Origin of the sequence: Klenkia soli, assembly GCF_900103975.1 — a bacterium.
GTDB classification, from domain to species: Bacteria; Actinomycetota; Actinomycetes; order Mycobacteriales; family Geodermatophilaceae; genus Klenkia; species Klenkia soli.
Genome location: NZ_FNIR01000002.1, coordinates 142671 through 156145, shown reverse-complemented (window position 1 = coordinate 156145; position 13475 = coordinate 142671). Strand labels below are relative to the sequence as shown.

13 protein-coding genes are annotated in these 13475 nt (G+C 76.3%); 2 read left to right on the top strand and 11 right to left on the bottom strand.

All coding sequences use genetic code 11. The features are described 5' to 3' along the window. Positions 1-43: 43 nt before the first annotated feature. From BLS67_RS03630 to BLS67_RS03610, 5 genes are all read right to left on the bottom strand, one after another. On the bottom strand, positions 44-1363 hold the full coding sequence (locus BLS67_RS03630) for a sigma-54-dependent transcriptional regulator family protein (protein ID WP_242653808.1): 1320 nt from the start codon (positions 1361-1363) through the stop codon (positions 44-46). Positions 1364-1452: 89 nt separating this feature from the next. After that, positions 1453-2808: a multidrug effflux MFS transporter gene (locus BLS67_RS03625; protein ID WP_242653807.1), complete on the bottom strand. Its 1356-nt coding sequence runs from the start codon at positions 2806-2808 to the stop codon at positions 1453-1455. Positions 2809-2815: 7 nt separating this feature from the next. Next, positions 2816-4216 carry a mycofactocin biosynthesis glycosyltransferase MftF gene (gene mftF, locus BLS67_RS03620; RefSeq protein WP_091239893.1) on the bottom strand — a complete coding sequence of 467 codons (1401 nt, stop codon included), beginning with the start codon at positions 4214-4216 and terminating at the stop codon, positions 2816-2818. Further along, a complete protein-coding gene (gene mftE, locus BLS67_RS03615) occupies positions 4213-4908 on the bottom strand; it encodes a mycofactocin biosynthesis peptidyl-dipeptidase MftE (RefSeq protein WP_242653806.1) in 696 nt (231 codons plus the stop codon). The genes mftF and mftE overlap by 4 nt, the downstream gene beginning before the upstream one ends. A gap of 11 nt (positions 4909-4919) precedes the next feature. Next, on the bottom strand, positions 4920-6806 hold the full coding sequence (locus tag BLS67_RS03610; protein ID WP_091239886.1) for an oxidoreductase: 1887 nt from the start codon (positions 6804-6806) through the stop codon (positions 4920-4922). Between the two features lie 53 nt (positions 6807-6859). Here BLS67_RS03610 and BLS67_RS03605 point away from each other — a divergent pair, with 53 nt between their 5' ends. Beyond that, on the top strand, positions 6860-7834 hold the full coding sequence (locus BLS67_RS03605; RefSeq protein ID WP_207500239.1) for an ABC transporter substrate-binding protein: 975 nt from the start codon (positions 6860-6862) through the stop codon (positions 7832-7834). Here the strand turns inward: BLS67_RS03605 and BLS67_RS03600 are convergent. Then, positions 7831-8697 (bottom strand): alpha/beta fold hydrolase, encoded by an 867-nt coding sequence (locus BLS67_RS03600; RefSeq protein ID WP_091240636.1) that lies wholly within the window; start codon positions 8695-8697, stop codon positions 7831-7833. The two genes, BLS67_RS03605 and BLS67_RS03600, sit on opposite strands and share 4 nt — an antisense overlap. Positions 8698-8741: 44 nt before the next feature. Next, complete coding sequence (locus tag BLS67_RS03595) at positions 8742-8966, bottom strand: hypothetical protein (RefSeq protein WP_091239881.1); 225 nt, start codon at positions 8964-8966, stop codon at positions 8742-8744. A 107-nt stretch (positions 8967-9073) separates the two neighbouring features. Between BLS67_RS03595 and BLS67_RS03590 the strand changes: the two genes are divergently transcribed. Beyond that, positions 9074-9556 carry a pyridoxamine 5'-phosphate oxidase family protein gene (locus BLS67_RS03590; protein WP_091239877.1) on the top strand — a complete coding sequence of 161 codons (483 nt, stop codon included), beginning with the start codon at positions 9074-9076 and terminating at the stop codon, positions 9554-9556. 197 nt (positions 9557-9753) lie between these two features. Here BLS67_RS03590 and BLS67_RS03585 read toward each other — a convergent pair whose 3' ends face one another. The 4 genes from BLS67_RS03585 to BLS67_RS03570 are packed head-to-tail and all read right to left on the bottom strand — an operon-like array spanning position 9754 to position 13406. Then, the gene (locus BLS67_RS03585) at positions 9754-10683 is read right to left on the bottom strand and encodes a vWA domain-containing protein (protein WP_165617457.1); all 930 of its coding nucleotides are present in this window, start codon (positions 10681-10683) and stop codon (positions 9754-9756) included. A 60-nt stretch (positions 10684-10743) separates the two neighbouring features. After that, the gene (locus BLS67_RS03580) at positions 10744-11706 is read right to left on the bottom strand and encodes an AAA family ATPase (protein WP_091239874.1); all 963 of its coding nucleotides are present in this window, start codon (positions 11704-11706) and stop codon (positions 10744-10746) included. Between the two features lie 51 nt (positions 11707-11757). Next, positions 11758-12594 (bottom strand): mycofactocin-coupled SDR family oxidoreductase, encoded by an 837-nt coding sequence (locus BLS67_RS03575; RefSeq protein WP_091239870.1) that lies wholly within the window; start codon positions 12592-12594, stop codon positions 11758-11760. After that, positions 12591-13406: a mycofactocin-coupled SDR family oxidoreductase gene (locus tag BLS67_RS03570; protein WP_091239867.1), complete on the bottom strand. Its 816-nt coding sequence runs from the start codon at positions 13404-13406 to the stop codon at positions 12591-12593. Before BLS67_RS03570 ends, BLS67_RS03575 begins: the two co-directional genes overlap by 4 nt. Positions 13407-13475: the final 69 nt, after the last annotated feature.

The window sequence follows — 13475 nt, the reverse complement described above, 5'->3', positions numbered from 1 at the left end:
GTGGCACAAGCATGCCAGCGCCCCAGCCGGCGCCCCGGCGGGTTCAGCGCGGGCGCGGGGTGCGGCGCAGCCGCAGCAGCTGGTTGGCCGCGGCGGCCCGGCGGGGCGAGCTGAGCGGCAGCACGTCGAGCAGGGCCTGCCAGACCGCGGCGTCGTCGGCGGCCTCGGGGAGCCGGCTCCAGCGCAGCAGCAGGTCGGGGCGGGGTGCACGCAGGACGGCGGCGCGCAGCGAACCGGTCAGCCGGGCGCGGGCGGCCCGCACCCCGGGCGCCTCGGAGCGCGGCAGCACCGGGCCCGGGTACCGCTCGAGCGCGGTGGCCACCGCGCCGCGGGCCAGCAGCCGCCGGACCTGGTCCAGGTCGGTGTCCAGCGGTGCGGTCAGCCGGTAGGGCCGGGACCCGACGAGGTCCTCGCCCAGCAGCTTGCGCAGGCGGGACAGCTCGGCCCGCACCGTCACGGCGGCCGCGTCGCCGACGTGCACCTCGGCGGCCAGCTGCTCGGCGCTGCGGCCCTCGCCGGTGACGGCGGCCTCGGCGAGCAGCAGCACGAGCTCGGAGTGCCGCAGCGAGAGCTCGGTGCGGCCGGTGGGCGTGGTCAGCCGGGCGCGCTCGCGCCCGAGCACCTCGAGCAGCGGGGTGGCCGGCCGGCGGCGGGGTGGCAGCGCGGGCACGCCGGACAGCTGCTCGCGGTGCAGCCAGCGCAGCTCGGACTCGGCGGCCGCGACCGTCGCGCGGACCAGGGTGAGCACGTGCGGGCTGGCCACGTGGTCGCCGCCGGTGACGTCGATGGCCCCGAGCAGCACCCCGGTGACCGGGTCGTGCACCGGGGCGGCCGAGCAGCTCCACGGCTGCACCGTGCGGCTGTAGTGCTCGCTGCCGTAGATCTGCACCGGGGTGTCCAGGGCCAGGGCGGTGCCCGGGGCGTTGGTGCCGACGACGTCCTCGCCCCAGCGGGAGCCGGCGACGAAGTGCATGCGCTCGGCCTGGCTGCGCAGCTGCCGGTCGCCCTCGACCCAGAGCATGCGGCCGGCGGCGTCGGTGACCGCCACGATCATCTTGTCGGCCTCGGCGTCGGCGACCAGCAGCCGGCGGATCACCGGCATCACGGCGGCCAGCGGGTGCGCCTCGCGGTAGGCGACCAGGTCGTCGTCGAGCAGGTCGACCGGGGCCGGGACGCCGTCGGGGTCCACGCCGTTGCCCAGGCTGCGCCGCCAGGAGTCCCAGACCACGGGGCGGACGTGGTGACCCACCACCGGCCGCCCGCCGCGGGTCACCAGCGCCTCGTGCGCAGCGCGCAGCCGGCGGGTCACGATCGGGGTGGGCGCGCCGTCGGGCAGCGCGAGCCAGGGGTTCACCGTGGTCACGCGCTCACCCGTGGCTCCGCTGCCCAGTGGCTCATGTCACCGCCATGGTGACCGGTGCGGCCCGAATGCGCCACCACTCCGGCGTCGGATCAGTCCTCGGCTTCCCACCGGGGCAGCTGCCAGGGCCGGACGACGGCGGCCAGCACGACCCCGGCCAGGGCGAACGCGATCACCACGACCGTGCCGATGGCTGCACCGTCGTTGCCGAGCACACCGACCACCGGGGCCACGACCGCACCCACGCCGAACTGGACGGCGCCCAGCATCGCGGCCGCGGTGCCGGCGGACTCGCCGTGCCGGGACAGCGCGATGGCCGGGGCGTTGGGCAGCGCGAGCCCGCTGCCGGCGAGCACGACCCAGATCGGGACGGCGACGCCGAACAGCCCGCCGGTGCCCGTGGAGGCCAGCAGGAGCAGCACGACCCCCGCCGCCCCGGCCAGCGACAGGCCGCCGACCAGGATCGCCTGCGGCTGGAACCGGCGCAGCAGCACCGGGTTGAGCTGGGTGGCCGCGATCAGCCAGACCGCACCGGCGCCGAAGAGCAGGCCGAACTGCTGCTCGTCGAGGCCGAACTCGTCCTGGTAGACGAAGGTGGCGCCCGAGACGTAGCTGAACAGCCCGGCCATGGTCAGCCCGGCGACGACCACCAGGCCGACGAACACCCGGTCGCGGAACAACCCGGCGTAGGCCCGCGCGGTGCCGCGCAGCCCGCTGCTGGCCCGACGCTCGGGCGGCAGCGTCTCGGGCAGGGCGGAGCCGACGACGAGCACGAGCAGCAGCCCGTAGACCGCCAGCGCCACGAACACCCCGCGCCAGGAGGTGTAGCGCAGCAGCTCGCCGCCCAGGGTCGGCGCGAGCACGGGCGCGGCACCGAGCACCAGGAACAGCCGGGAGAGCAGGGTCGCGGCGGCCCGCCCGGTGTAGAGGTCCCGCACCACGGCGAGGGCGATGACCGCGCCGGCCGCCGTCCCCACGCCCTGCAGCACGCGCAGCGCGCCGAGGACGGCGATGTTCGGGGCGACGAGCACCAGCAGCGAGGCCACCACGTGCAGCGCGGTGCCGGCGATCAGCGGGCGCTTGCGGCCGAACCGGTCCGAGAGCGGGCCGAGCACCAGCTGACCGACGGCCAGCCCCAGCAGGGTGCCGGTGAGGGTGAGCTGCACGGTGGCCGACGTGGTCATGAGGTCATCGGCGATGGTGGGCAGCGCCGGCAGGTACATGTCGATGGTCAGCGGACCCAGCGCCACGAAGGCGCCGAGGGTCAGGGCGAGCTTGGCCCGGCCGGGCGCCGGGGTCGCGGTCGCGGTCGCGGTGGTGGGCTTGACGGTGGTGGTGCTGATGGCGGAGCTCCTCGGCGTCGTCGTGCGGGTGGCTCCCGCAGGAGCTGCACAGGTGGGGCCAAGGCGCGGCCGGCCGGAGGTGTTCCCCGACCGGCGTGGTGTCACCCGCTGTTCACGTACGGGGCGGCCGCGCCGGCAGCAGCGCGCGGGGGTCGCGGGCCCGCAGCGCGCCGCGCCAGAGGCCCGCGCCGTAGGCGAGGTCCTCGAGCCGGCGGCCGGCGGCGAACCGCAGCGGGCCGACCTCGTGCCGGTGCGGCCACCAGGCCACCGCGGCGTCGGCGACGGCGACCAGCGCGACCAGCCGGCGCACCCGCTGCACGCCCAGCAGCGGGACGACCAGCGGCCAGTGGTGCCGGGTGACCGACCGGGCCAGCGTGCGGCCGGCCGACCACGACCCGCGGACGACGAGCGTGGCGGCCAGCCCGGTCGGCGGCGGGTCGCCCAGCCGGGCGGCCAGCTTCTGCGTGGCCACGGTCAGCACACCCGCGGCGGCCAGGCCACCGGGGCGGCCACCCAGGAGCAGCAGGGCCCAGGCCGCCGCCGACCACGGGGACATCACCACCGGGGCGACCGCCGGGCCGTGCCGGCGGGCCAGCAGCGCCGCGCCGGTGCCGTAGAAGGCGCGGCGGCGCAGCCAGTCCGTCGTCCGCACGGGGTGCTCGTGGGCGACCTGGGCGCCGGGCTCGTAGCGCACCCGCCAACCCGCGGCGGCCAGCCGCCAGACCAGGTCGACGTCCTCGGCGACCTGCATGGTCTCGTCGAAGCCCGCGGCGAGCGCGGCCCGACGGACCAGCAGGGCGGCGCTGGGCACGTAGGAGACCCCGGTCAGCGGGGCCACCGGCGCGGGGTGCGCACCCATGTCCAGCGCGCTGACGGCGTCCTCGTAGCCGCTCACCCAGCCCGGGCGGCCCGCGGGCAGCGCGACGATCCGCGGCGCGACCACCGCCAGCCGGGGGTCGGCGAGGTGCGCGGCCAGCACCCCCAGCCAGCCCGGGCGCGGGACGCAGTCGGAGTCCACGAACGCGACGGCACCGGTGGTGGCCGCGCGCAGGCCGGCGTTGCGGGCGGCCGACGGCCCGCGCGCGGTGTCGTGCCGCAGCACCCGGGCGTCGTGCCGGACGCAGACCGCGGCCGTCACCGCGGGGTCGGCCGAGCCGTCGTCCACGACCAGCACCGGGACGTCGGGCAGGTCGGCCCGGACGGCGGCCAGCAGCCGGTTCAGCTCGGCGGTGCGGTCCTTGACCGGGACGACGACCGTGACGTCACCGGGGACGACGGGGTCCAGCCGCGGGTGGGCCAGGCCGGTGTCCAGCAGCCGGGCGGCCAGCACCGCCGTGGTCGGGTCGGCGACGACCAGCTCGTCGCCGGTCAGCAACGCGCGGGCGCGTGGGGCCAGCCGGAGCAGCCGCAGCGGCGACCCGCCCAGCAGCGCGGCCCCGCCGTCCCGCCGCCCGGTGCGGGGGTCCAGGACCACCCGGAACCCGTCGGGCAACCGCCCGCCCGGCGGCGTCACCCGGGCACCGGCGCCGCGGGGAGCAGCCGGCCGGACGGGTCGACCTGCCAGCGGTCGACCGCTGCGACGGCCCGGTCGAGCATGCCGGCGAGGAACCGCGCCCCCTCGTCCGCGGTGGCACCCGTCGGATCGCCGAGGACGCCGTTCGGGCTGACCGCGGCCACACCCCCGGCCCGCAGGCGGGGCAGCAGCTCGGCGATCGGTGCGGTCTCCCCCGCCTCGGCCAGCTCGGCCCGCACGGCCTCCGGTTCCACGTGGAGCAGCAGGGAGGTCTCGGTGCGGCCGGCGTGCGCGTCGCCGCCGGGCACACCGCAGGGGAACCAGGCGACGTCCCGACCCTCGTGCCGCAGCAGCGGGACGGCGGCCCGCAGCGCCTCGAGGTTGCCGCCGTGCCCGTTGACCACCAGCAGCCGCCCGGCCCACAGCCCGGCCGACCGGCCCAGCTCCACCAGCAGCGTGGTCAGCGCCGGTGTGCCGATCGACACCGTGCCCGGGAAGCCCTCGTGCTCGCCGCTGGCCCCGTAGGGCACGGCGGGGGCCAGCAGCAGCCCGGGCCGCCGGGCCACCAACCCGGCCGCGACGGCGGCCGCGACGGTCGTGTCGGTGCCCAGCGGCAGGTGCGCCCCGTGCTGCTCGACCGACCCGAGGGGGACGACGACCGTGGGCCGGCCGCCCAGCTCCGGCGACCGCACCCCCGCCAGGCTCACCACGTCGTGACGACCCGGTGCGCCGAGGCCACCGCGCCGGGGACGCCGGCCGGGGCGAGGCAGTCGCCGACCCGGTGCACCGGGATGCCGGGCGGCGCCGCGGGGGCCTCGACCGGGGTCGGGTGGGCGGCGGTCACGACCCAGTCCACCACCCGGGTCTCGACGGCGCCGGTGAGGTGGTGGAGCAGCGTGACCGTCCGCCGTCCGTCGTCCCCCGTCGTGGCCGACAGCGGCACCCGCTCGACGGTCTGCGCGATCCCGGCCGCGGCGGCGCGGCGGTGCCACAGCTCGCGGTCCAGCGTCGGGCCCAGCGCCTGCGCGGCCACGAGGGCGCCGGTGACCACCTCGACGGCGCACCCGCGAGCGGCCAACAGCTCCGCGGTGGACGACGCGTGCGGTCCGCCCAGCTCGTCGACCACCAGCACCGCACCGGCCGGGTGCGCCCGCCCCGCCAGCACGTCGGCCGCGGGGACCACCCGCGGGTCGTCGCCGGCCCAGGCGGGGCGGGCCGGCACCGCGCCGATGGCCAGCACGACGACGTCGGGCCGCAGGTCGGCGAGCAGCTCCGGGGTGGCCCGGGTGCCGGTGCGCACCTCGACGCCCGACCGGGCGCACTCCCGGGTGTCGGCGTCGACCACCCCCGCCAGCTCGCCGCGACCGGGGGCGGCCGCGGCCAGGAGCAGCTGCCCGCCGAGCCGGTCGGCGGCCTCCACCAGGGTCACCCGGTGCCCGTGCGCGGCGGCCAGCGCAGCCGTCCGCAGCCCCGCCGGCCCACCGCCCACGACCACCACGCGGCGCCCCGGACCCCGCAGGGGCACGGGCACCGGGCCCAGGGTCTGCACGCAGCGCATCGGCCGCCCGGCGCCGATGCCCGCGGCGCACTCGTTGCAGCCCGTGCAGGCCCGCACCGGTTCGCCCCGCCGGGCCTTCGCCACGAAGTCGGGGTCGGCGACCTGGCCGCGCACCACCCCGACCAGGTCGCAGTGGGCCAACGCCGCCTCGGCCTGCTCGGGGGTGGTCACCCGGCCGACCCCGATCACCGGCAGCCCCGCCTCCCGGAGCCGCGCGGCCAGCGGCAGCGCGTAGCCGTGCGCCGTCGCCATCGAGGGCTCGACCAGGAACAGCGACTCGGTGGCCACCCCGACCGTCGTCGACAGCCAGTCCACCGCGCCGGTCACGGCCAGCCGGTGGGCGGTGGCGACGGCGTCCTCGGTCGTCGTCCCGTCCGGTTCGTGGACGGCGAGCCGGACGCCGAGCAGCAGGTCCGGGCCCAGCGCCGCGCGGACGGCGGCCACCACCTCCAGCAGCAGCCGGTCCCGGTCGCGCCCGTACCCGTCGGCGCGGCGGTTGGCCCGCCGGGAGAGGAACGCCCGCAGCAGCGAGGACTGCGAGGCCTGCAGCTCGACGCCGTCCAGACCGCCGGCGCGCACGTGCCCGGCGACGAGGGCGAACCCGGCGACGACCCCGGCCAGGTCGGCGGCGGTCGCCTGCCGGGGCACCTCGCCGAACAGCGGGTCGGCCAGCGGCGAGGGCGCGACCAGCGGCACCCGCGGGTGCAGCGAGCTGCCCTGGCCGCCGTTGTGGTTGAGCTGGGCGACCACCAGCCCGCCGTGCCCGTGCACGGCGTCCGCGATCTCGCGGTACCGGGGGGCGACGGCCGGGTCGGTGCCGTCGACGACCTTCTCGTAGGGCTGGTCGGCCGGGTCCACCGCCTGCTCCTCGGTGATGACCAGCCCGGCACCCCCGGCGGCCCGGGCCGCGTAGTAGCTGGTCTGCGCGGGCGAGGGCAGCCGGTCCACGGCCAGGTTGGTGAGGTGCGCGCACGAGACGACCCGGCTGGGCAGCGTGCGGCCCCGGACCACCAGCGGCTCCAGGATCTGCACGCCCGCACTGTCCCACCCGCACTGCTGGGTTAGGGCACCCTTACCCTGCTCGGGTGATCCGTGCCGTCTCCGCCGTCCTCGGCCTCCTCGTCCTGGCCGGCTGCGCCGCCCCGACCACGGAGGACGCCGCGGCCTCCGCAGCACCCGCGTCCGGTGTCGCCCCCGACGCGCTGCCCGACGGCTTCGGGTCCACCGCGGCCGACGGCGTCTTCCCCCGGGACGTCGTCCACTTCGGCGGGACGACGACGATCCCCGCGGCGCCCGAGCGCGTGGTGGTGATCAGCACCGGCCAGCTCGACGACGTGCTCTCCCTGGGCGTCGTCCCGGTCGGCGCCACCCAGGCCAGCGGCGCCGGGCTCGTGCCCGACTACCTGACCGCGGCCTTCCCCGACGCCGACCTGTCCGGCCTGACCTCGGTCGGGCTGCGGCTGGAACCGGACCTCGAGGCGATCGCCGCGCTGCGCCCCGACCTCGTGCTGGTCAACTCGGTGGGCGCGGAGACCGTGGGCGCCGCCCTCGCCGGCATCGCCCCGACGGTCGTCACCGAGGGCACCGGCGTGAACTGGCAGCAGGACCTGCTGCTGGTCGCCGCGGCGCTGGGCCGCACCGCCGACGCCGAGCAGCTGCTCGGCGGCCTGCTCGGCGACGCGGCCCAGGTGGGTGCGCAGTTCGCCGGCGCCACGGTGAGCGTCGTGCGGATCGGCTCGGACCGCACCCGGATCTGGGGCGTCGGCTCCTTCGTGGGCAGCCTGCTCGCCGCCGCGGACGTCGCCCGGCCGGCCGACCAGCAGTTCACCGGGACCTCGCAGGACCTCTCCGACGAGGAGCTGCAGCGGGCCGGCGGCGACCGGCTGTTCTACGGCGTGCAGGCCGGGGCCGAGCAGGCCACGGCGCTGTCCAGCCCGCTGTGGACCGGGTTGCCCGCCGTGGCCGACGGCACCGCCGTGCAGGTGGACGACGAGGCGTGGTTCCTCAACGCCGGCCCCGCCGCCGCCCGGGTGGTGCTGGACCAGCTGGCCGCCGGCTAGCCCGGCAGGTGGGCGGTCAGCCAGGCCACGACGTCGGCGGTGACCTCGTCGCGGTTGGTCTCGTTGACCAGCTCGTGCCGGGCGTCCGGGTACAGCGAGAGCGTCACGTCGGCGACGCCCGCGGCCCGGTACCGGTCGGCCAGCGCGGTCACGTTCGCACCACCCGGCCCACCGACCGGGTCGCGGTCGCCCGAGACGAGCAGCAGCGGCAGGTCGGCCCGGACACCGGACGGGTCGGCGGTGCGCTCGGCGGTGGCCAGCACCCCGCCGATGATCGCGTCCTCGGTGAGGAAGCCGCACAGCGGGTCGGCCATGTACGCGTCGACCTCGGCGGGGTCGCGGCTGAGCCACTCGAACCCGGTGCGCGGCTCGAAGCCGGCGTTGAACGCCGCGAGACCGGGCTGGTCGGCGGGCAGCCCGGCGAGCACCCCGCCGAGGCCGTCGAGGGTCGTCGAGCCGCTGAGCACCACGCCGGCGTAGCGGACCGGTTCGTCCAGCAGCACGCTCTGCATGCCCATCGAGCCCAGCGAGTGGGCGAAGGCGAACAGCGGCAGGTCGGGGTGCGTCTGCACCAGCTCTCGGGAGTGCTGCGCGACGTCGGCCAGGAAGCCCGCGGTGCCCGCCGCCCCGAAGCTGCCCAGCGGTACCTCGTCGGACACCGAGGCGCCGTGGCCCCGGTTGTCGGCGGCGGACACCACGAACCCGGCGGCGACCAGCGCGCGGGCGAAGCGGTCGTAGCGCGGGCCGTGCTCGGCCAGCCCGTGCACGAGCTGCACCACCCCGACGGGCTCGCCCGGGACGTCGTCCCAGGTGTACGTGGCGATCGGCAGACCGTCGGCGGGGGACGGGAAGGTCGTCGGCATGCCGGCATCCTGCCCGGGCGGTCCGGCACGCAGCCAGCGCACCGTCAGACGTAGAGGTCGACCGCTCCCGTCGCAGCAGCCGCGGCGGCGGCGTCCTGGGCCCGCTGGGCCCGCGCGGCCAGGGCGTCGGCCAGGGCGACCGAGGCCACCGTGACCTGCTGCCGGGCACCCTGCAGGGCCTGGGCGTCGGCGCCGTCCCGCTCCAGCCGGCGCAGTGCGGCCTCGGCCGCGGTCACGGACTTCTGCAACGCCGCGATGTCGGTGGACACGGGGCTCCTCGGTCGGGGGTCTGCCCCACGATCATCGACACCCGAACGACGACCTCCAGCCGTACGCCGCGTGGTTCGTACCCCGGGCCAGCGGGCACCCAGGGCCCATGACCGACGACCCGACCCGCAAGGTCGCCGAGCTGCTGTCCGACCAGCGCCTCGGCATGTTCACCACCCACGCCGCCGACGGCACGCTGACCAGCCGGCCGATGGCGCTGCAGGAGGTCGAGTTCGACGGCGACCTCTGGTTCTTCGCCGCGCGCGACTCCCGCAAGGTCACCCACCTCACCGCCGACCCGCAGGTCAACGTGGTGGCCGGGTCCGGTGGCACCTGGATCTCGCTCACCGGGCGGGCCGCCGTCGTCACCGACGAGGCCAAGAAGAAGGAGCTGTGGAACTCCGGCGTCGCCGCCTGGTTCCCCGACGGCCCCGACGACGACGAGATCGTGCTGATCAAGGTCGAGGGCGACTCCGCCGAGTACTGGGACACCCCGGGCGGGCGGATCTCCACGGTGCTGAGCTTCGCCAAGGCCAAGGTGACCGGTGAGCCCTACAGCGGCGGCGAGAACGAGAAGGTCACGCTCACCTGAGTCGCACAGGGAGAGCACTGCCGACGTGCAGGGACGGGGGTGATCGTGGGGGCACCACACCAGGAGGTGCCCCGATGATCGCCGTCACGCTGCTCGCCACGTTCTTCGCGCTGCTCACCGCGGTGGAGTTCGCGCACTCCCCCGCCGGCGCCCCCGGCCTGGTCGCCCCCCGCCGCTGACCCGGGGCGCGGCGGCGCTCAGTCCGCGAACACGGCGGTGAGGGCGCGGGCGACGTCGGCGTGGTCGCGGACCAGGCGGATCCGGCCGCGGCCCAACTGGGCGAGGTCGCGGCCCAGGTCGACGTCCTGCTCGCCGCTGGTGTCCAGCAGCACGTCCAGCCGGGGCAGCCGGGCCGCCGCGATCCGGGGGTCGGGGCCGGCGTTGTGCACGCAGTCGCTGAGCAGCAGCACCCGGGCGTCCCGCGGCGGCACCCCGACCAGCAGCCGGCCCGCGGTCTCGAGCGCGAACGAGACGTTGGTCAGGCCCTGGGTGGGCACACGCAGCAGCAGGTCGACGACGCCGAGCGGCTCGACCGGTGCGCCCAGCGGCACCAGCACCGCGGCGTCGGACCAGAACGCGACGACGGCCAGGTAGTCGCGGCCCAGCTCCCTGGCCAGCGCGCCCACCGTGGCGGCCGCCGTCCGCAGGCGTTCGCCCTTCATCGAGCCCGAGACGTCGACCACCAGCACCACCGACCGCCGCCGGCGCAGCCGCTCGCGCACCACGACGTCGTCGTCCTCGGGCCAGGGTTTGCCGGCCAGCGCGTCGACGGTGCGCTCCAGGTCGAGCTCGTCGGAGCCGCCGGACCAGCGCACGCTGGCCAGCTCCCCCACCCCGCGGCGGGCGCGGCGGTCCCGCGGCGGACGGGGGACGGCGAGCCGGCGGGCGATCTGCCGCGCCCGCTGCCGGGTCACCGCGTCGGACTCGGCCAGGGCGCCCAGGTCGGCCAGCGCGATCAGGTCGGCCGGCTCGTCCGTCGTCCCGGGGGTCGAACCGCCGCCCTGCGCCTTCGCGCGCTGCCGGCGCCGGTCACCCGAGGACAGCGCGAGACCGCCACCACCCCGCGACGGCTCGTAGGTGCTCGGCTGCTCGGTCAGCTGCTTGGGACGGCGACGCAGCGGCCGCATCCCCCGCGGCGCCCCCGACCGGTCGCGGCGGGTGACCGGCGAGTCGGCCTCGACGGCTCTTCAACCGGGGGCGGCCGCGGCGGGCCGGAGCAGGAAGTGGTCCTCCCAGATCTCGCGCAGCACGCCCTCGGCGGTCTGCTCGGCGATCTCGTCCAGGTGCACCCGGCCGCTCAGTGCCACCACCATCGCGTCCCACACCACGCCCGTGTAGTCCGCCGGCAGGTCCCGCGGCGGCATCCCGGAACCCGCGGCTCCTGGGATCTCGGTGCCGCGCATGGCGGCGAGCTGGGCGGCGACGAGCGCGACGTCGATCGCGCCGCGCACGCTGCTGCCCTGCCGGACGTCGTCCCGCTCCCGCGTCGCCCGGGTCAGCGCGACGGCGTCGGCGACCAACCGCGCCGAGGTCAGCCCGGTGCGGCGGGCCACGATGCCGCGCTCGGCGTCCTCGTCCTGGTAGCCCACGGCCAGCCGGCACATCCGGTCGGCGACCGAGGTGGGCATGCGGGTGGTGCCGACCGCGTCGTACGGGTTCATCGAGGCGACCACCCGGAAGGTGTCGGCGGCCTGCACGGTGCCCACGGTCGGCACCGTGATCGACCGCTCGGCCATGGCCGTGAGCAGCGTGTTCAGGGTGTCCTCGGGGGCCCGGTTGAACTCCTCGACGTAGAGGAAGCCGCCGCTGCGCATGGCCTCGACCAGCGGACCGGCCACGAAGTTCTCGGCCGTGTAGTCCTCGCGCAGCACCCGGGCCGGGTTGTGGTGCCCGACCAGCCGGGTCGGCGTGAGGTCGGCGTTGCCCTCGACGAACAGCAGCGGGATGCCCCACTCGGCGGTGATCGCCCGCAGCAGGGTGGACTTCGACGTCCCGGGTGGTCCCTCGATGAGCACGTCGCGGCCGGCCGCGACGGCGGCCAGCAGCAGGTCGGTCTCGCGCTCGCGGCCGACCAGGTGGGTGGCGACGCGCTGACGGACGGCGCGCACGTCGGCGGCGGCAGACGCCGTCGTCCGGTGGATCTGGTCCATGGTGTCCCGTCGTGAGGGGGCGGCCGGGGTGGTCCCCGGCCGCCCCGGTGATCACTTGACCGTGTAGCCGGCGTCGACCGGGAGGGTCACGCCGGTGATGTACCGCGCCTCGTCACTGACCAGGAAGAGGATCGCGTTGGAGATGTCGACCGGCTCCACCCACGGGATCGGCAGCGCGTTGGTCGACTCGAAGATCGGCGCGGCCTTCTCCCGGGACGGGTTCGGGTCGTCGGGCGCGAACAGCCCCCAGGTCTTCTGGTTCTGGATCATCACCGTGTCCACCCCGGTCGGGTGCACGCTGTTGACCCGGATCGAGTGCTGGGCGAACTCGTTGGCCAGGGTGCGCATCACGCCGACGACGCCGTGCTTGGCCGCCGTGTAGTGGATGGTGTTCGGCGTCCCCTTGAGGCCCGCGGTCGAGCTGGTCAGCACGATCGACCCGCCCCGACCGCCCTCGATGAGGTGCGGCAGGGCGACCTTGCAGGTGTTCCAGACGCCGGTCAGGTTGATGTCGATCATCTCCCGCCAGGCCTCGTCCGAGAGCTCCAGCGCGGGCTGGATCTCGAACACCCCGGCGTTGCCCAGCACGATGTCCAGCCGGCCCAGCTGCGCGACCCCCTCGTCGACAGCGGCCTTCATCGCCGCGGTGTCGCGGACGTCGGCCTTCGTCGCCACGATCCGCCGGTCCAGCGCCTCGACCTGACGGACGGTCTCGGCGAGGTCCTCGTCGGTGGCCGGCGGGTACATGCCGATGCTCTCGATCGGCCCGCAGACGTCGACGGCGATGATGTCGGCGCCCTCCTGGGCCAGCCGCAGCGCGTGGCTGCGGCCCTGGGACCGGGCCGCGCCGGTGATGAACGCGACCTTGCCCTCGACCCGGCCGGTCACTTGGCCAGGATCCCTGCGTCGACGGGCAGCGTGGTCCCGGTGACGTACCTGCCGTCGTCGGAGACGAGGAACAGGATCGCGTTGGAGATGTCGACGGCCTCGATCATGTCCACCGGCAGCAGGTTGGAGATCGCGTTGGCGATCGAGGGGTCCTCGGCCAGGAACTTCTCCATCACCGCGTTGACCACCATCGGGGTGTTGACCCCCGTCGGGTGCACGGTGTTCACCCGGATCCGGTGCTTGGCCAACGTGTTCGCGAAGGTGCGCATCAGGCCCACCACGCCGTGCTTGGCCGCGGTGTAGCCCTCCCCACCAGGGGAGTCCCCGCCGATGCCCTTGAGCCCGGCCGTCGAGCTGGTCAGCACGATCGCGCCGCCATCGCCCTGCTCGACCATGGTCGGCACCGCGGCGTGCACGGTGTTCCAGACGCCGGTCAGGTTGATGTCGAGCACGTCCTGCCAGGCCTGCGGTGTCTCGCTTCCCTCGCCCATCGGTGCGATGCCGGCGTTGGCCAGCACGATGTCCACCCGGCCGAGCTGCGCCACGCCGTCCCGGACGGCGCCCTGCAGCGCTTCCAGGCTCCGGACGTCGGCCTGGCTGGCCACGATCCGCCGGTCCAACGCCTCCACCTGGCGCACGGTCTCCGCCAGGTCGTCCGGGGTCGCCATGGGGTAGGCGACCGAGTCGATCTGCGCGCACAGGTCGACCGCGATGATGTCCGCGCCCTCCTGCGCCAGCCGTACGGCGTGGCTACGGCCCTGACCTCGAGCCGCACCGGTGATGAAGGCGACCTTGCCCTCGAGCTTGCCCATCTGTGGTTCCTCCTCGTCGAGTCCCCCGCTGGGGTGGCGGTGCGCGACCCGACGCATCGGTGCGTCGGG

What these genes read in the sequence shown, in the direction of transcription:
- BLS67_RS03590 (WP_091239877.1), top strand. Translation starts at nt 9,074, where the DNA reads ATGACCGACGACCCGACCCGCAAGGTCGCCGAGCTGCTGTCCGACCAG.
- BLS67_RS03585 (WP_165617457.1), bottom strand. Translation starts at nt 10,683, where the DNA reads ATGCGGCCGCTGCGTCGCCGTCCCAAGCAGCTGACCGAGCAGCCGAGC.
- BLS67_RS03600 (WP_091240636.1), bottom strand. Translation starts at nt 8,697, where the DNA reads ATGCCGACGACCTTCCCGTCCCCCGCCGACGGTCTGCCGATCGCCACG.
- BLS67_RS03580 (WP_091239874.1), bottom strand. Translation starts at nt 11,706, where the DNA reads ATGGACCAGATCCACCGGACGACGGCGTCTGCCGCCGCCGACGTGCGC.
- BLS67_RS03570 (WP_091239867.1), bottom strand. Translation starts at nt 13,406, where the DNA reads ATGGGCAAGCTCGAGGGCAAGGTCGCCTTCATCACCGGTGCGGCTCGA.